The sequence below is a fragment of the Streptomyces corynorhini genome, assembly GCF_003346515.1.
In the GTDB taxonomy this organism is placed as follows: Bacteria; Actinomycetota; Actinomycetes; order Streptomycetales; family Streptomycetaceae; genus Streptomyces; species Streptomyces corynorhini.
Map to the genome: position 1 here is coordinate 48,923 of NZ_QQNA01000080.1, position 16,660 is coordinate 65,582.

The window sequence follows — 16,660 nt, forward strand, 5'->3', positions numbered from 1 at the left end:
GCCCGTTGTCAGTGGTCGGCCCTACTGTTAACCGCACGTCGTGATCGGAGTCACGGAAACAGCGGAGATCTGACAGTGTTACGTGACGGAAGGACGGAAAGTGCGCGGTGAGGACGTGCGAGGCGCTGAGGCGCCTCACCTGAGGTGCGAGAGGGCGGAGGCGGAATGAGCTCACCCGGCGTCGCGTTCGCGCGCGTCCTTGATGTAGCCCCCCTTGGATACGTGCGCGGGCTCCTCGGCGAGGAGGCGTGCACGCTCCTTGACCTCCTGAGCGGAGGTACCGCCGACGAGCCCATGCTCCGATCCGTAGCAGCGGCTGCGGTCTCGCCCGAACAAGTGTTGTCCGACTCTGATCGGCGAAAGAGTTTTCTGGAATATTTGCCCGCGGGTAAGGAGGGTGAGCTTGCAGAGAGGCTGGGGTGGAATAAAAGCGGCCCAGCTTCAGCGTTTCTGGAAAAATGCGAATGGGTGGCAGGGCAGAGGCAGATCCTTCTGGGATTTCTCGGCCTGATTGTCGAGCGGGCGCCAAAGGCCCCTCCTGCGTTCCGGGGCACAGCGAAAGCGGGCTACGCCCTCTTCTCTCATCAGCGTCGCGCGGCTACACGGGCCCATGAGCGGCTGTACGCAGATGAACGGAGGGTCGTACTCCACCTCCCAACAGGGGTGGGCAAGACCCGGACCGCGATGAATATGATCAGCGATCATTTGCGTGCACACGAGCCCACTCTCGTCGTATGGCTGGCGCGAGGAAGTGAACTTCTGGAGCAGGCTGCTTCGGAGTTCGAACGGGCATGGGCGTCCTTGGGGAACAGGGATGTCCACGTGGCACGCATGTGGGGAGACGCAACACCCGATCTGACAGGCGTCACCGACGGAATCGTCGTCCTTGGGCTCGACAAGGCGGTGGCAGCGATCAAGAGGGACCGGGACTTCCTCGACCGGTTGGCCCTCAAGGCGACCTTGACTGTCTTCGACGAGGCGCATCAGGCTATTGCGCCGACGTACCGCAGGGTCACAGATGCGCTGACCCTTCGCCGTGACTCGAGTTTGTTGGGGCTGACCGCAACCCCGGGGCGCACCTGGGCGAACATCGACGAGGACAGGCGACTCTCGGAGTACTTCGCTCAGCACAAGGTCATGCTGGAGATAGAGGGGCATGACAACCCGGTCAGCGCCTTGATCGAGGACGGCTACCTGGCGCGCCCCACATTCCGCACCGTAGCTGCCAACTCCGGTATGAAACTGAGCAGGAACGACCGGCATGCGCTCGCGGATGCGTTCGACGTTCCCGAAGGGGTTCTGACGGAGCTGTCAACGAATGCGCAGTGGAACCTGCAAGTCGTGCGGACCGTCCTCGAGCTTTCGAAGGAGCACACGAGGATCCTTCTCTTCGCCGCATCGGTGGAGCACAGCCGGCTGTTGGTGTCCACGTTGGCCGCGCTCGGCCTCGACGCGGAGCAGGTGACCGCCGATTCATCGAAGCAGCACAGGGCGAAGGTGATCGCTCGCTTCAAGGGGAAGTCGAACCGCCCCATGGTGCTCTCAAACTTTGGCGTACTCACTACTGGATTTGATGCTCCGGCCGCCAGTGCTGCCGTAGTCGCACGTCCTACAACGTCCTTGGTGTTGTATAGCCAGATGGTGGGGAGGGTGATCCGCGGGCCGAAGGCTGGCGGAACCTCAACGTGCGAGGTCGTAACCGTAATTGACCCTGAGCTTCCGGGGTTTGGCGATGTAGCAGATGCGTTTACCAACTGGGAGGACGTGTGGAGCAGCAGATGATCGATGTCGAGAGCTACCCGATTGTCAGCGCGGACATGACGGTCAAGGCGATGCGTGACAGCGGGTACAAATCCACCGCGCATGCGATCGCCGAGCTCATCGACAACGGCATCGAAGCGCAGGGGGACGTCGTCGAGCTCTTCGCCGTTGAAGCGACGAAGCGGCCCACTGAGCGATCGCGCTACCCAATCGCGAAGATCGCGGTGATGGACAACGGCACCGGGATGGACAGGGAAACCCTGCGGAAGTCGCTGCGCTTCGGGGTCGGTAGCCGACAGGAGCGTAAGGGCATAGGGCGTTTTGGTGTCGGCCTCCCCAACTCCAGCATGTCCCAGTGCACCCGTGTAGATGTCTGGTCGTGGCAGAACGGACCCGAGAACGCCCTGCACACATACCTCGATCTGCACCGGATCGAGGGCACCGATGCACAGGTGCCGGAGCCGGTGCAGAACCCTGTTCCTCAGGAATGGCAGAAGCTCAGCCAGGGGCTTGGGGCGTCCGGCACCTTGGTTCTCTGGACCGATCTCGACCGAGTCCAATGGATCGGGACCGACGCAACCCTCAAGCACACTGAGTGGCTCATTGGCCGCATCTACCGCAGGTACATCACGGATGGGCGGTGCAGGATCCGTCTCGTGCCGGTCCACGGCTGGGACGAACTCCCTGGGGCAGCTGATGCCCTCCCTAATGATCCGCTGTACCTGACCCCACGCTCGTCGGCCCCTGCACCTTTCGACGTGAAGCCGATGTTCCAGCCGATCGGCGCGGGGTCGACAGGGGAGATCGGCGTCGAACAGTTCATGGTCAAGGGGGTGGACGGGAAGACGTACCCGGTCAAGGTCCGCGCCTCGATCGCTAGGGATGCGGCTCGGCGCTCGGACATTGAGGAGGAGCCTTGGCCAGATGACGTGACTCCCACTCTGGACCCCGGCCGAACTTCCTGGGGCAAGCACGCGGCGCGGAATCTCGGAATTTCGCTCATGCGGGCGGACCGGGAGCTTGATCTAGACAACGGATGGACCAGTACGTACGACCCGGTTGAACGGTGGTGGGGGATCGAGATCGACTTCCCGCCTCAGCTCGACGAAATCTTCGGCGTCACGAACAACAAGCAGTCAGCCACAAAGTTCACGGCCCTCTCACACTTCGACTGGACGGAGGAAGGGGAGGGGCTCACCCAGCTGGAGTTCAAGGAGCTACTGAAGGAGGAAGGTGACGGCCGTGTCCCGCTGATGGAGATCGTCTTCCATGTACGGGACAAGCTCCTCAAGCTGCTCAGGGATGAACTCAAGCAGCAGACGCGCGGTACGCGTAAGGCCCGAAGTCGCCATGAGTCAGCTGAGAAACAGGCTGAGCAGGCCGTGCGGCGTCGGCGAGAGGAAGCCGGACCGAGCGAGACGGACTTGCTGGAGAACCAGAAGACGGTCGAGGAAAGCCGGCGGGAACAGATCGATGACTTGGTCAAGCAGTACGACTACACGCCACGCGATGCAGAGCGCATCGTTGCCGAGACTATGGCGCAGAACCGACACGTTCGCCTGATCACTAGCCACGCCCCTGACTCGCCAGCGTTCTTCAACATCAAGTACTACGGGGGCGTACTCCAGGTCTCGTTGAACATGGATCACCCCGTCTATGACGACCTGGTGGAAGTCCTGGATGACGAGTACCAGGAGGACTCCAGCCCGAGCGAACTCAAGGACCGTCTGGAGCGAGCCTCGAGCGCCTTCAAGCTGCTGCTGTTCTCCTGGGCGCGCTTCGAGGACGAGACGACGAAACCGATCACCAAGGATCGCATCAAGAGCTTCCGACAGGACTGGGGTCGCATGGCCCGAGAGTTCTTCACTGTTGATGAAGAGGACGATGAGTGAGACCGGACCACGTCTGGGGACAGCTACATGAGTTGCTGAGCTCGGCACGCGAACGCGTGGTGCTGGTAGCTCCCTTCATCAAGAAGGAAGTGTTCGCTGCGGCAGTTGCCGCCCTCGGTGACCGAGACGTCGAACTGCTTTGTGTGACCCGCTGGGGGGTCATGGAGATTGCGGCAGGCGTCTCAGATCCGGAGATCGCGGAGATCGCAGAGCGGGATCCTCGAGTCTCTATCGTGCTTTGCCACGACCTACACGCGAAGGTGTATGTGGCGGACGAACGCTGCCTCGTGGGGTCAGCCAACCTCACGGGACGTGCAACAGGGCGGAGGATCCCGAAGAACCTCGAGCTGCTCGTAGAGGTTCCTGTCGAGCACCCGGAGGTGCAATCCGTTCTCGAACAGATCCAGCAATCGGCGGTGCCTGCGGATGCCGAGATGGGTCGGAGACTTCGTGAGCAGGCGAATCTGCTGGCTGGCGATGAAGACCGTCCTCAGGTTGTCGTCATCGCAGATGAGGCGGAGTCGATCCGCACGTTGTGGCGTCCAGAGACTCGGACGCCACAACGTCTCTACAGGGTCTATCGCGGGCTGAAGTGCGACTTCCCGAGCGAGATTCTTGCTGGAGTTGTACGGGACCTTGCCCATCTCGACGTACCGCCCGGTCTTGACGAGACAGCCTTCTCACGGGCCGTACGGACCTGTTTGTACGGGCTACCAGAGGTTGCCGCGCTCGCGAGGAAAGGCAGCCTCAACCAGGTGGACCTTGAGCAGTCGATCCTAGAAGCGGACGGCTGCGGGGAGGAAGTCGCTCAGCGTGCGGCGGAGAACATCGCTGAGTGGCTGAAGTATTTCGATGAGGTCAGGATCGTCTCGACTGGGCCCTGGGAGATCAGGCCGGGGCGAGAGTTTCGATGATCCAGAAGGCGGAGCGCCACTGATGAGTACGATGGTGAAGCTCGTACGGGACAGGATTCCGGAGATCATCCGGCGGAACGGGGAGGAGCCTGCCACATACGTCGCCGGTGCGCCGGAGTATCGGAAGCGGTTGCGTGACAAGTTGAGTGAGGAGGTTGGTGAGTTCCTTGAGGCCGAGGAAGAGCATTCCAAGGAGGAGCTCGCCGACGTGCTCGAAGTGGTTCACGCGCTTGCGCGGGATCTGGGCATGACGCTGGAAGATCTTGAACGCCGCCGTGCGGAAAAGGCCGCCGAACGTGGTGGCTTTGAGGGGCGGATCATGTGGACAGACGTGGAGAACGGCAGCGGTCGGCGGTAGGCGAGTCCGCCTTCGCCAGGTGGGACGTGTGGGTACCGCAGCGGTGTTGGGGCGGCTTGGAGATCATGATCTACAAGCCGCCCCAGTCGTTTTGCGGGGCGCCGCGTCAGCGCGCCTGCGGCTGGCCGTTGTTGGACGGTGTGAGGCTGCCGTCCTGGTGAGGGAAGGCTCTGGTGGTGTCGTCGAGATGATCGAGCCGGTGGGAATGGTGACGTCGACGCCGGACAGGGCAGGTTCCGAGGCGGTGCCGGGGTACGTGAAGGTCACCTTCTCGAAGTGGATCTCGCTGACCTGATCGGGGAGCGGGCGGCCGGTGGTGGGTCCGCTGCAGACGGTGCTCTCTCCGAGGCGACGCAGCTCGCCTTCGACCGCGGTCCGGCGCGAGGCATCGCCCCGGGCTTCAGGTTTAGTCATGCTGGCCAAGGTGCAAGCGGGCACTGACAATCCACTCTGCGTGATCTCTGGTCAAGCGCTGCACGATATCTGCGGAGCTACACCTGGTCTCGTACCGGGAGGATCCTCGTGGCCTGGTAGGGGAGAACCCCTCAGAAGAGCGAGATAGGGCCATTGGGGAGCCAGCCCTCGATGTACCCCGTCGTGAGCGTGACCACCCCCTCGGGGAAGACCTCACGCCTGCGCTTACGCAGGTATTCCAGAGTCCAGCGAGCGTGGGTGGCTGAGCGTTCCTCGAGCCGGTCGCCCTCCGCGTTGCTAATGTGGATGACGAAGACGCGGGTGGCCGTCACGCGGGCGAACTCCCAATCCTCGGTGTACTCCGTGTGGCGCCTCCCGTAGACGGGGCCGAAACGGGGCGCGAGCAGCCCGAACTCCTTGGTGAGGAATGCTGTCGCTGTCGCGCGAAAATCAGCGCCGTTCGTCATCCGAATCTGTGGAACGGTCCAGCCGCCGCAGCATCCGCCGCACAGCATGAGCCTCTGCTGCTCGTCCAGGAGCAACAGGTAACAGGGGCGATCAAGACGGGGCCACGGGAGCCAAGGCGTGGTGCATTCGGGCATGACTGAAGACTCAGCTGTTGCTACTTGTATAGCAAGTCGGGAGGTTCGAATGGGGGTACCTCTAGCGAGTTGGGCCCCTTGCTTACTGATTCCGTTCGTGCCAGCTGTGAGGCGGGTACTGGATCACGTTGACCTGCGCAAACCTGGAAAAGCGTTAGGAAAAGTCACGAACCGCGTTCGCAGGACTCCCAGCACACAGAGCGTGACCTGCGGCGACGTAATTTCCAACAGATCCCACGAAGGCGAACGAAGGCGACGAAGGACGAAGGCGAGACGGCTGTACCCGTTGACCGGCGCGGACTGCGCCGGAGCGGCAGCTTTACCAGGTGCGGGGCGGTTGACCGCCTGACGTGAACAGGGTAGCGGATTCGGCGTTGAGGGGTTGCGTCCGGTTGCTTCGCGGGGGGTGATCCGTCCGTCGGGGGCGGGGTGGGATCAGAGGCCGACGATCATGCCGCCGCCCTTCCGCGCTCCACCGAGGCCCGTCCACCGTGCCTCGCGGCCCCGGGACAGGAATTGCTCTTCGAGCAGGAGCAGCAGTGCGGCGGCCGTCAGCAGGCCGCCGACCAGGAAGGTGCCGCGTGCGCCGAAGAGGGGGAGCAGCAGGCTGCCCGCGAGGGCGCCCGCGGCCACGCCGGAGTTGTAGGCGGCGCTGTTCGCGGCCGCGGCCGTTTCCGTGCGGCCCGGTGCGACGTGCATGACGCGGCTCTGCGTGGCCATGAAGACGGGCCCCAGCGAGGCGCCCAGGAACATGAGCATGATGACTGCCACGGTCTGTGACGTGCCCGCCGTGTACAGGCCGAGCAGCGCCACCGTCTGCGTCGTCACGGGCAGGGTCAGGGTCGCCCGGGGGAAGCGGTCGAGGAGCTGCCCGTACACCGCGACGCCGACGATGCCGGTGACGCCGAGGACGAGGAGCAGTGTGCTGACGGTGGACTCGGCGAACCCGGCCTCGTCCACGAGGAAGTTGGAGATGTAGGTGTACGCGGCGAAGGCTCCGGTGACGGTCAGCGCGGTGACGGCCAGCACGACCGCGAAGCGGCGGGTGTCCGGCGCGACACCGCGCGCGGCGTGGCCCTCTTCCGGGTGGGACGTCGGCAGCGCCGTGGCGATCACGATCAGGGAGGGGATGGCGAGCGCGCCGACCACCAGGAACGGGAGCTGCCAACTCGTGTGGTGGCCCAGCCAGGTGCCGCCGGGCACCCCCACCACGAGGGCGAGCGAACCGCCCACGGACAGCGCTCCGATGACGCGCCCCCGGACGCGCGGGGGGAACAGGCCGACCGCGACCGGTCCCATCACCGCCCAGAACAGGGCCTGGGCCACCGCGGTGACCACGCGGCCGGCCAGCAGCGCCCAGTAGGACGGGACCGTGGCCGCCACGAGGCTCGCCAGGAACAGCGCGGCCAGCAGGGCACAGAGGACGAGGCGGCGCGGGACGGAGCGGGTCACCTTGGCGATCGGCACCGAGATGACGGCCACGGTGAGGCCATATCCGGACACCAGCAGACCGATGGCCGACAGCGACCGGCCGAGGTCGTCCGAGATCAGCTTGAGGATGCCGATCGGCAGATTCTCAGTGGTGTTGAAGGCGAACGCACCCAGCATGAGCGCGCCGACCACGGCCACACCACGCCAATTCGTCGGCTTCTCCGTTGTCATCCGTCCTCCAGGTTCACCGTCAGCGCACAGAAGCTCCTTGGTCGGGCATTTGGGCAGCCCAGGGGGGGGAAGGCCGGGTGACCCCGTCGCCTTGTCCCTGGCTCCCTTGAAACTGAGGTGAGCGCTGCCGGGATTTATGCCGATGGGGGCCTCAGCCGTTACGGGCGACCGGCTCGGGGGGACCGGAGTCGAGCGCGTCGAGCACCGCGTCGCCGTTCGTCCTCGCCCACTCGGTGAGCATGCGGATCGGATCGATCAGCGTCGCCCCGAGCGGGGTGAGTTCGTACTCGACGCGAGGCGGCACCTCGGCGTAGGCGTGGCGGCGGATGAGTCCGTGCGCCTCCAGCCGTCGGAGCGTCTGGGTGAGCATCTTGCGGGAGATGCCGCCGATCAGCTGGATCAGCTCGCCATGGCGTACCGGGCCTTCGCTGAGGCCGTAGAGCACGACCGCCGTCCACTTGTCGGCGATGAGTTCGACTGTCAGACGCGCCGGACAGTCGGCGAGAAAGGGATCACCGGGACCGAATCCGCTCATGGCGCCAAAGGTACCTGCCGGTTCCTGTCGGAAACATAGCCTGGATTTTCTCCCCCCTTCCAAAGTCAGGAGAGTCATGCGAGCCATCACCCAGCAGGCGTTCGGCGGTCCCGAGGTGCTCACCATCGTGGACGCGCCCGAGCCCCGGCCCCTCCCGACCGAGGTTCTCGTCCGCGTCAAGGCGATCGGGCTGAACCCGCTGGAGGCGCTCCTGCGCGCCGGTGGGTTCCCGCTGATCGGCCGGCCGCCGTTCGTCCTCGGGTGGGACATCAGCGGCGTGGTCGAGGAGGCGCGGACGTGGCGATGGAGGCCCGGCGACGAGGTGTTCGGGATGCCGCTGTTCCCGCGGGCGGCGAGCGCGTACGCCGAGGTCGTCTCGGCGCCGGCGCTGCACCTGGTGCGCAAGCCGGCGTCCCTCTCGCACGTCGAGGCGTCGGCGCTGCCGGTCGTCGGGCTGACGGCTTGGCAGGGCCTCGTCGACCTCGGCGGCGTGACCGAGGGCGACCGCGTCCTGGTCCACGGCGGTGGTGGCGGGGTCGGCCACGTAGCGATCCAGATCGCGAAGGCGCTCGGGGCGCACGTGATCGCGACCGCCAGCGGAAGCAAGCGGGAGTTCGTCGAGGGGCTCGGTGCCGACGAGGTGATCGACTACACGGCGGTCGACTTCACCGGGGCGGTCGGTGACATCGATGTCGTGCTCGACACGATCGGCGGCGACACCGCCGCGCGGTCGCTCGAAGTGCTCCGTCCTGGCGGTCACCTGGTGACGGCGGTGGCCGAGGAGGACGTGCGGCTCGTCGCCACGTACGAGGCGGCCGGCAGGCGCTTCAGCGGCATTGCGGTCGACCCCGATCCGGTCGCCCTGCGAGGTCTCGTCGAACTCGTCGAACGGGGCAGGCTCCGGGTCCACGTCCAGGAGACGTTCCCGTTCGAGCGTGTCACCGACGCGCACCGGCTGCTCGAAAGCGGTCATCTTCAGGGCAAGCTCGTCCTCACCGTCTGATCCCGTCGTGGGCTCTGAAGGTTCTGCGGGTTCTGTGGGTTCTGCCGGTTCTGCCGGTTCTGTGGGTTCCGTGGGATCTGCGGGGCTCCGTGAGTCCGTGACTTCCGTGGGTTTCGTGACTTCCGTGAGTTCGGTCCGTGGGGACAGCGGCGACGGCGGGGTGCGGGAGAGGAAGGGTCATGCCATACCGCCGTTGGCGTACAGGACCTGACCGTTGACCCATCGGCCGGGGCCGGCCAGGAACGCGACGACCTCGGAGATGTCCTCCGGGGTGCCGAGGCGCTCCATCGGATTGGCCCGCGCGATGTTCTCGGTGAGTTCCTGGCTCTTGCCCTCGAAGAAGAGCGGTGTGGCGGTCGGGCCGGGCGCGACGGCGTTGACCGTGATGTCACGGCCGCGCAGTTCGCGGGCGAGGATCAGGGTCAGGGCCTCGACGCCCCCCTTGGAGGCGGCATAGGCGCCGTACGTGGGCATCTGCAGCTTGGTCACGGTCGTGGAGAAGTTGATGATCGCGCCGCCGGTACGGATGTGCTGGGCGGCGAGGCGGTCGACCACGAAGGTCCCGCGCAGATTGGTCCGCATGATCCGGTCGAAGGTGTCCAGGTCCATGGTGGCGATCGGCGCGAGCGGCATGATGCCCGCCGAGTGCACGACCACGTCGACATGGCCGTACTCGTCCTTGGCGTGCTGGAAGAGGGCCGCCGCCTCGGGCTCCTCGGCGATGTCGGCGCCGAAAGCCGAGGCCACACCGCCGGCCGCGCGGATCCCCTCGACGACCTCCTCGGCCGGTGCGGCATGGCGCGCATAGTGCACGACGACCGCGAAGCCGTCCGCGGCCAGGCGCCGGGCGGCACTGGAACCGATGCCGCCGGAACCGCCGGTGACGATCGCGACACGCTGGGAATCGTTGCTCATGGTCCACCTCTCGTTGGCGCTTGCGTTAGCGGTGATACCAGCATCGCGTTAGTGGGGGCACCTGTCAAGCATGCGCTACCGGATTTTTGTTAGCGTCGATTTCAGGATCCCGTCACGGGCGTTGGCGCCGCTAATGCCTGTGCGTTAGCGTCTCGGTATGCCATCGAGGGACGAGACCAGACGGCGCGTGATCGAGGTGGCGTCGCGGCTGCTCGCCGACGGCGGTCCCTCGGCGGTCACCACCCGTGCGGTGTGTGCCGGATCCGGCATTCAAGCGCCCACTCTCTACCGGCTGTTCGGCGATATGGACGGTCTGTTCAAGGCTGTCGCGGCGGATGGTTTCGAGCGGTACCTCGCCGACAAGTCGGAACTGAAGCGGCATGCGGACCCCGTCGACGACCTGCGCGCGGGGTGGGATCTGCACGTGGGATTCGGCCTGGAGAACCCGGGGCACTACCTGATCATGTTCGGTGGGGCGCGGCCGGAGGCGCCGATCCCTGCCGCGAAATCCGCCCTGGACATCCTGCGCGGACTGATCCAGCGCATCGCGGAGGCCGGGAAACTCGCTGTGCCCGTCCCGCTGGCCGCCGAGATGACGCACGCGGCCGCGCTGGGCGCCACGCTGTCACTGCTGGGCTCACCGGCTGAGGCTCATGAGCCCGGCCTGTCGGTGCGCCTGCGCGAATCCGTGATCGCGGGCATCGTCGCCGACGTACCCGCCGATGTCGCCGAGCCCGCTCCGCGCGCGACGGCCCTGGCGGCGGTCCTCGACCACGCGCCGACCGAACTCACCCCCGGTGAACGTCTCCTGCTCGATGAACTGCTGTCGCGGCTCGCCACGCGGACTTCCCCGACTGTGGCAGGGGAGTCCGCTCCGTAGTCCGTGCCGCGTGGCTCGTGAAGCTCGTCACGGAGTTCGGGCCCGGACGTGTCGTCGGTGTCCGGCGCCGTCGTCGGCGCCGCCACGTGGCCGGAATGGACCTCCCGTACCCGCTGGCTGGGTATCGGTGATGTTACGCTCCGAATAATAGATAGCTGAGTATCGTTTAGTTGTCGGCTCCGTCGGGTGTCACCTGTGGAGGTCGGTTCATGGGGCAGGCGCAATGGTCGTCCGGGGGTTCGCGGTCCCCTCCGGATCCGCGAACCGTGCCGCCGGTCGCGAGCCGACCGGTGGTGCGAGCAGCGGGCACATTCGTTCCGTGGCACCTGGCCAGCGAGGAGAGACTCATGACCGCCCCCGCCCCCACCTCCGCACCGCGACTGCCCTTCGACCGCCCCAACCCCCTGGACCTCGCCCCCCTGCTCGGCCGGCTGCGCGAGCAGGGGCCGATCGCGCTCGTCACGACGCCGGCCGGTGACCCGGCCTGGCTGGTGACGGCGTACGACGAGGCCCGCGAGGTCCTGGGGGACCGCCGCTTCGGCAAGGCCCACCCCGCCCCCGAGACCGCGTCCAAGATCTCGTCGGCCGCGATCCAGTCCGGGCCCACCGGCAGCTTCGAGGACGAGGAGCGCGAGCACGCTCGGATGCGCAAGGTCCTCACGCCCGCGTTCTCCGCTCCGCGCATGCGGCGGCTGTCGGGCCGGATCGAGGAGCTGACGGAGCGCTGCCTCGACGAGATGGAGCACGCCCGCGCCCGCGACCCGCACACCGCGGTCAACCTGCACGACCTGCTGTCCTTCCCGCTGCCGGTGCAGGTGATCTGCGAACTGCTCGGCGTACCGGCGTCCGACCGCGACTTGCTGCGCGACTGGTCCGAGCGCATCGGCGTCCTCGACGGCGGGGGCGACGCCCAGCGGGCGATGGCGGACTTCCAGACCTACATGGGACGGCTCGCCGCGACCAAACGGGACCGGCCGGGGCAGGACGTCGTCACCGACATCCTCGCCGTCCAGGCGGAGGACCCCTCCTTCACTGAAGACGACATGACCCGGCTCGCCGCCGGTCTGCTGTTCGCCGGCCATGAGACGACCTCGGCCCGCATCGACATGGGCACCCTGTTCCTGCTGAGCGATCCCGCCCGGCGCGACCGCTTCGCCGCCGATCCCGAGGGGCTGGTCCAGTCGACCGTGGAGGAGATCCTCCGCATCACCGCCCCCGGCGGGCTCGGCCTCATGCGGTACGCCCGGGAGGACGCACGGGTCGGCGCGGTCACCGTCGCGCGCGGGGACGCCGTCCTCGTCGCGATCAACGCCGCCAACCGGGACGGGGAGGCGTTCGCCGATCCTGACGCCTTCGCCCCGGAGCGCACCCCCAACGCGCATCTGGCCTTCGGCCACGGCGGCCACTACTGCATCGGCAACGCCTTGGCGCGTACGGAGATGCGCATCGCCTTCACCGCGCTTTTCCGCCGCTTCCCCGGCCTGCGCCTGGAGGTCGACCCGCGCACCCTGCGCGAGCACTCCGAGCGTCTGACCGGCGGCGTCAGCACCGTACCCGTCCTGTGGTGAGGCCCCCCGCCCACCAGGCAGCCGACCGGGAAGGAGCCGCTGTGCGGGTGGAAGCCGACCGGGCCAGGTGCGTCGCGTCCGGGCAGTGCGTCATGACCGCGCCCGAGGTGTTCGACCAGAGCGAAGAGGACGGGAAGGTCGTCGTCCTCGACGCCACTCCCGCGCCCCCGGTGCGCGGCAGGGCTCGGCAGGCGGCCGCCATGTGTCCGGGCGCGGCCATCTCCGTACCCCAGGAACCCGCGGAACCCCTCGAACCCGCGGATCGCTAGAGGACTGTCGGCGGAGGCGGTACGAGGGACGGGGTCGGGGCGGCCGCCCCCGCCGAACGGTCCGTCTCCGCCGAACGGGTCCGCCCCCGCCGAACAGCCGGTCTCCGCCGAACAGTCCGCCTTCGCAGGGAACGGTCTCCTGCTCAGCTCTCGCGCCGCCGCAGCTCGGGCGCGGGATACGGCAACGTGCTGGCGGCGGCCGGGGCGAGGCCGTCCAGCACCAGCGTCACGTAGCGCTGCCAGCCGTCCTGCCCGGGTTCCATCGTCCACAGCACGCTGACGAGCATGGTCATGATCCTGCGTACGTCCTGCGGTACGAGGTCCTCGCGGATCACCCCGGAGCGCTGGCCGCGCTCGACCAGGGGGTCCAGGGCGTCGAAGAAGCGGTCTCCGATCCCGCTCGTCAGCACCCCCGTCTTCCGCGCGGCGATCAGCACGTTGTACTCGCCCGCGGCGGACGACAGCGCGGCCTCCATCGCCACGGCCAGGCCGTGGCGCGGGTCGGCGTCCTCCAGGGCCCGGCCGAGAGCGGGCTCGACCCGCTCCGCGAACTGCTGGTTCAGCACGGCCCGCAACAGGGCGCCCTTGTCGGGGAAGCGGCGGTACAGCGTCGCGATCCCCACACCGGCCCGTCGCGCCACCTCGTCCAGCATGGCGTCGGGCCCGCGCTCGGCGTAGATCTCGCGGGCGGCCCTGACGATCTTCTCCGAGTTGCGCGCGGCATCGGCGCGCAGCGGCCGGGAGAAGCCGGATCCGGCCGAATCGGACCCGGCTGAATCGGATCCGGCCGAATCGGATCCGGTCGAAGGGGGTCCGGCCGGATCGGACCCGGTGCGAGCGGGTCCGGAGGAATCAGTAGACACAAAGCCGACGATAGCAAGTGATAGTTGCCACTCCCTTCAAGTTGACACCTCATCGGCCTTGAACTGATAGTTGGCCCTTAATTGAAGCGATTGACTGAAATATTTGTGCCGACGCGCCAACGCGCGCCGACGCGCCCCTGATGCCCGCCGCACGCGGCCCGCCGCACGCGGCCCGCCGCACGCGACATCCGAGCCGCCCCACGGCGGTCCGCGACGCCACGCCTCCCTCCCGAATCCACCCGAGGAACCTCCATGCCCCATCCGCCCACGGCCGACCGATCCGGCAGAGTGGTCGCCACGCTGGCACTCGCAGGCGTCACCGCCGCGATCATGCAGACGCTCGTCACCCCGCTGCTCGCCGATCTGCCGAAGATCCTCCACACCTCCGCCTCCAACTCGGCGTGGGTCGTCACGGCCACCCTCCTGGTCGCCGGTGTGTGCGTCCCGATCACGGGCCGCCTCGGCGACCTGGTCGGCAAGCGCCGCATGCTCCTGGTGTGTTCGGTGCCGCTGATCGCCGGATCGGTCGTCTGCGCCCTGTCCAGCTCCGTGGTCCCCATGATCGTCGGCCGGGGGCTCCAGGGCATCGGGATGGGCATGGTCCCGCTGGGCATCGCCCTCCTGCGCGACGTCGTCGCCCCCGAGAAGCTCAGCTCGTCCATCGCCCTGGTCAGCGCCTCCATGGGCATCGGCGGCGGTCTCGGCCTGCCGATCGCGGCGGCCGTCGCCCAGTACACCAACTGGCGCTTCCTGTTCTGGGGATCCGCCGTCCTGGCCGCCGCCGTCGCGATGCTCATCTACGCGCTGATCCCCGATGTCCCCGCGGCGGGCAAGGGCCAGCGCTTCGACGTCCTCGGCGCGCTCGGTCTGGGCGTGGGCCTGGTCTGCCTGCTGCTCGCGGTGTCCAAGGGGGCCGACTGGGGCTGGGGTTCGGGCACGATCCTCGGCCTGTTCGTGGCGGCTGCCGTGGTCCTGGTCGCCTGGGGCTGGTTCGAGTGGCGCACCACCGACCCGCTGGTGGATCTGCGGACCACCGTCCGCCCGAGGGTCCTGCTGACCAACCTCGCCTCCGTGTTCATCGGCTTCGGCATGTACGCCAGCATGCTCGTCGTGCCGCAGCTGCTCCAGTTCCCCGCGGCCACGGGGTACGGCCTGGGCCAGAGCATGCTGGCGGCCGGTCTGTGGCTGCTGCCCGGCGGCCTGATGATGATGATCGTCTCCCCGGTCGGAGGCAGGCTCACCAACGCGCGCGGCCCGAAGTTCACGCTCGTCTGCGGAGCGCTCGTGCTGGCCGCGGGTTACGGTGTCTCGCTGCTGCTGAGCGGCACGGCGCCGGGTCTCATGGTCGCCGTCATGATCGTCAACAGCGGTGTCGCCCTCGCGTACGGCGCCATGCCCGCGCTGATCATGGGCGCGGTACCCGTCGCCGAGACAGGCGCCGCCAACGGCTTCAACACGCTGATGCGTTCCCTGGGCACCTCGATCGGCGCCGCTGTCGTCGGCGTCGTCCTCGCCCAGATGACCACCACCGTCGGCGGTTTCACCTTCACCTCCGAGAACGGCTTCCGGACCGGTCTGCTCATCGGCGGCTGCCTCGCCCTGGTCTCCGCGATCATCGCCGCCTTCATCCCCGCTCCGCCGCCGGGGCAGGACGACGCACGGCACCCGGCGAAGCCCGGAGCCGGAGCCGAGGCCGGGACCAAGACCGAGACCGGGACCGGGACCGGGACCGAGACCGGGACCAAGACCGGGACCGATGCCGGGTCCGTCGCGGTGAGCAACTGACGAAGTCCCGAGCAGGCCGGTCGCACTGACCCCGGTCGTACTGACCCTGGTCGCACCGACCCCGGCCACGCCGACCGGCCGCACTGACGGTACGGACCGCGCCAACCGTCCCGCGCGGGCCGTCACAGGCCGTAGCGCGCCGTCGCAGGCGTCGAAGAACGCCGTTGAGCCCGGCGGCGAGCAGAGAGTGCTCGCCGCCGGGCTCAAGGCTCTCGCCGTTCCCCGTCCCCACGGGTCGGGCGAGTGCGGGGCCGATACCGCCATGGCGGCCCCGGTCTCAAGGGGCTGTGCCCGGATGGTGCCCGTGTGGTGCCTGGGCTGCGCCCGGGTGGGCCGACTGGACGGCGCTGCGGCGTTCACTGGATGTCGTCATCGGCTCGTACCACCAGGATCCGGCCGAGGCACTCGCCACGACGCGCCTCATCATGAGCACTCCGGCCCTGTGCAGCCGACAGCGCGAGAAGCAGCACAGCTGGCGCCCCCTGCTGGTCCGGGCCCTGGCCGACCGCGCGGACCCGCCGCGCGCCGGGACGGTGGCGCTGTCGGTGAAGGCCGCGGCGGCGCTGGAGTGCCTGAACATCGCCCTGGACCACTGGCTCGTGTCCGAGGGGGAGTCGGACCTTGTCGGCCTCCTCGACGAAGCCTTCGCCGCGCTCACGCTCCCGTAGCTCCGTGGTCTGTAGTTCCGTGGCCCGTAGTTCTTTGTAGCTCCGCGGTACGTGGCTCCGTAGACCTGTGGTCCTTGGCTCCGTGGGGCCGTAGGGCGCTACGGGCCCGACGGTCACCTCCCCGCCTCCCCCCACTAGCGCGGTTCAGGACCTCGTCACGCGCACCGCGAAGGTGTCGTCCGGCTCCTGCGAGAGCACCGAGATCCGGATGCCGTTGCCCTTGTCCACGAAGGTCTGGCCCGGCTCGTACGGTGCGTCCGACAGCTCCGCGTGCACGTTGGGCCGCCGTGTGCAGCCGCCGCTGTTCTCCTTGCTGTCCGAGACCGTGACCGGACCCCGGCCGGTGTCGACGCCCGCGTCGACCCGGTAGATCAGCACGCCGGGCCGGCAGATGGCCTCGTCGTTGCCCGCCCTCGTCCGTACCTCCACCGCGTACCCCGACTCCTTGGAGACGGGCACGAAGGCGATCTTGGGTCCGCCGGTGGTCGCCAGCGGGGAGAGCAGGAAGTCGCTGCTGCCGTGCGCGGAGGCGCAGCCGATCTGTTCGTCGTCGAGCCAGCCGAGCTTCCAC

At 67.7% G+C, this 16,660-nt stretch carries 15 protein-coding genes and 1 pseudogene; 10 read left to right on the plus strand and 6 right to left on the minus strand.

Annotated elements, in window-relative coordinates:
• Positions 1-165 precede the first annotated feature (165 nt).
• From DVH02_RS11770 to DVH02_RS11785, 4 genes are read left to right on the plus strand one after another with little or no spacing between them, the layout of a single operon-like run.
• On the plus strand, positions 166-1,782 hold the full coding sequence (locus tag DVH02_RS11770; RefSeq protein WP_114623730.1) for a DEAD/DEAH box helicase: 1,617 nt from the start codon (positions 166-168) through the stop codon (positions 1,780-1,782).
• Positions 1,767-3,653 (plus strand): ATP-binding protein, encoded by a 1,887-nt coding sequence (locus tag DVH02_RS11775; RefSeq protein ID WP_233518168.1) that lies wholly within the window; start codon positions 1,767-1,769, stop codon positions 3,651-3,653. The genes DVH02_RS11770 and DVH02_RS11775 overlap by 16 nt, the downstream gene beginning before the upstream one ends.
• Positions 3,650-4,567: a phospholipase D family protein gene (locus DVH02_RS11780; protein ID WP_114623731.1), complete on the plus strand. Its 918-nt coding sequence runs from the start codon at positions 3,650-3,652 to the stop codon at positions 4,565-4,567. The genes DVH02_RS11775 and DVH02_RS11780 overlap by 4 nt, the downstream gene beginning before the upstream one ends.
• A 22-nt stretch (positions 4,568-4,589) precedes the next feature.
• Positions 4,590-4,925 carry a nucleoside triphosphate pyrophosphohydrolase gene (locus DVH02_RS11785; protein WP_114623732.1) on the plus strand — a complete coding sequence of 112 codons (336 nt, stop codon included), beginning with the start codon at positions 4,590-4,592 and terminating at the stop codon, positions 4,923-4,925.
• Positions 4,926-5,470: 545 nt separating this feature from the next.
• Here the strand turns inward: DVH02_RS11785 and DVH02_RS11790 are convergent.
• The 3 genes from DVH02_RS11790 to DVH02_RS11800 all read right to left on the minus strand — a co-directional run bounded on the left by DVH02_RS11790 (position 5,471) and on the right by DVH02_RS11800 (position 8,138).
• Positions 5,471-5,881 (minus strand): hypothetical protein, encoded by a 411-nt coding sequence (locus DVH02_RS11790; RefSeq protein ID WP_158575866.1) that lies wholly within the window; start codon positions 5,879-5,881, stop codon positions 5,471-5,473.
• A gap of 495 nt (positions 5,882-6,376) precedes the next feature.
• Positions 6,377-7,603: an MFS transporter gene (locus tag DVH02_RS11795; RefSeq protein ID WP_114623734.1), complete on the minus strand. Its 1,227-nt coding sequence runs from the start codon at positions 7,601-7,603 to the stop codon at positions 6,377-6,379.
• Between the two features lie 151 nt (positions 7,604-7,754).
• Positions 7,755-8,138, minus strand: a complete 384-nt coding sequence (locus tag DVH02_RS11800; RefSeq protein ID WP_114623735.1) for a winged helix-turn-helix transcriptional regulator — start codon at positions 8,136-8,138, stop codon at positions 7,755-7,757.
• Positions 8,139-8,214: 76 nt separating this feature from the next.
• Between DVH02_RS11800 and DVH02_RS11805 the strand changes: the two genes are divergently transcribed.
• Positions 8,215-9,141 carry an NADP-dependent oxidoreductase gene (locus tag DVH02_RS11805; protein WP_114623736.1) on the plus strand — a complete coding sequence of 309 codons (927 nt, stop codon included), beginning with the start codon at positions 8,215-8,217 and terminating at the stop codon, positions 9,139-9,141.
• A gap of 177 nt (positions 9,142-9,318) precedes the next feature.
• Here the strand turns inward: DVH02_RS11805 and DVH02_RS11815 are convergent, their stop codons facing one another.
• A complete protein-coding gene (locus DVH02_RS11815) occupies positions 9,319-10,056 on the minus strand; it encodes an SDR family oxidoreductase (protein ID WP_114623738.1) in 738 nt (245 codons plus the stop codon).
• A gap of 157 nt (positions 10,057-10,213) precedes the next feature.
• On the opposite strand from DVH02_RS11815, the gene DVH02_RS11820 reads away from it, so the two are divergent.
• The 3 genes from DVH02_RS11820 to DVH02_RS11830 all read left to right on the plus strand — a co-directional run bounded on the left by DVH02_RS11820 (position 10,214) and on the right by DVH02_RS11830 (position 12,773).
• On the plus strand, positions 10,214-10,936 hold the full coding sequence (locus DVH02_RS11820) for a TetR/AcrR family transcriptional regulator (RefSeq protein WP_114623739.1): 723 nt from the start codon (positions 10,214-10,216) through the stop codon (positions 10,934-10,936).
• A gap of 347 nt (positions 10,937-11,283) precedes the next feature.
• Positions 11,284-12,504: a cytochrome P450 gene (locus DVH02_RS11825; RefSeq protein WP_114623740.1), complete on the plus strand. Its 1,221-nt coding sequence runs from the start codon at positions 11,284-11,286 to the stop codon at positions 12,502-12,504.
• A 41-nt stretch (positions 12,505-12,545) separates the two neighbouring features.
• Positions 12,546-12,773 carry a ferredoxin gene (locus tag DVH02_RS11830; RefSeq protein WP_114623741.1) on the plus strand — a complete coding sequence of 76 codons (228 nt, stop codon included), beginning with the start codon at positions 12,546-12,548 and terminating at the stop codon, positions 12,771-12,773.
• A gap of 143 nt (positions 12,774-12,916) precedes the next feature.
• Here the strand turns inward: DVH02_RS11830 and DVH02_RS11835 are convergent, their stop codons facing one another.
• On the minus strand, positions 12,917-13,636 hold the full coding sequence (locus DVH02_RS11835) for a TetR/AcrR family transcriptional regulator (RefSeq protein WP_199566245.1): 720 nt from the start codon (positions 13,634-13,636) through the stop codon (positions 12,917-12,919).
• A 252-nt stretch (positions 13,637-13,888) separates the two neighbouring features.
• Between DVH02_RS11835 and DVH02_RS11840 the strand changes: the two genes are divergently transcribed.
• On the plus strand, positions 13,889-15,421 hold the full coding sequence (locus DVH02_RS11840; protein WP_114623742.1) for an MFS transporter: 1,533 nt from the start codon (positions 13,889-13,891) through the stop codon (positions 15,419-15,421).
• 287 nt (positions 15,422-15,708) lie between these two features.
• Positions 15,709-16,089, plus strand: coding sequence for an acyl-CoA-like ligand-binding transcription factor (locus DVH02_RS35110; protein ID WP_114623743.1), 381 nt, complete (start codon positions 15,709-15,711; stop codon positions 16,087-16,089).
• Between the two features lie 144 nt (positions 16,090-16,233).
• On the opposite strand, the pseudogene DVH02_RS11850 reads toward DVH02_RS35110, so the two are convergent.
• Positions 16,234-16,660 (minus strand): annotated as a pseudogene (locus DVH02_RS11850) (M6 family metalloprotease domain-containing protein); the annotation flags it as partial.

Bases quoted from the DNA above. Each gene is read 5' to 3' on its own strand.
- DVH02_RS11800 (WP_114623735.1), bottom strand. From the start codon at position 8,138: ATGAGCGGATTCGGTCCCGGTGATCCCTTTCTCGCCGACTGTCCGGCG.
- DVH02_RS11820 (WP_114623739.1), top strand. From the start codon at position 10,214: ATGCCATCGAGGGACGAGACCAGACGGCGCGTGATCGAGGTGGCGTCG.
- DVH02_RS11825 (WP_114623740.1), top strand. From the start codon at position 11,284: ATGACCGCCCCCGCCCCCACCTCCGCACCGCGACTGCCCTTCGACCGC.
- DVH02_RS11770 (WP_114623730.1), top strand. From the start codon at position 166: ATGAGCTCACCCGGCGTCGCGTTCGCGCGCGTCCTTGATGTAGCCCCC.
- DVH02_RS11795 (WP_114623734.1), bottom strand. From the start codon at position 7,603: ATGACAACGGAGAAGCCGACGAATTGGCGTGGTGTGGCCGTGGTCGGC.
- DVH02_RS11805 (WP_114623736.1), top strand. From the start codon at position 8,215: ATGCGAGCCATCACCCAGCAGGCGTTCGGCGGTCCCGAGGTGCTCACC.
- DVH02_RS11840 (WP_114623742.1), top strand. From the start codon at position 13,889: ATGCCCCATCCGCCCACGGCCGACCGATCCGGCAGAGTGGTCGCCACG.
- DVH02_RS11785 (WP_114623732.1), top strand. From the start codon at position 4,590: ATGAGTACGATGGTGAAGCTCGTACGGGACAGGATTCCGGAGATCATC.
- DVH02_RS11815 (WP_114623738.1), bottom strand. From the start codon at position 10,056: ATGAGCAACGATTCCCAGCGTGTCGCGATCGTCACCGGCGGTTCCGGC.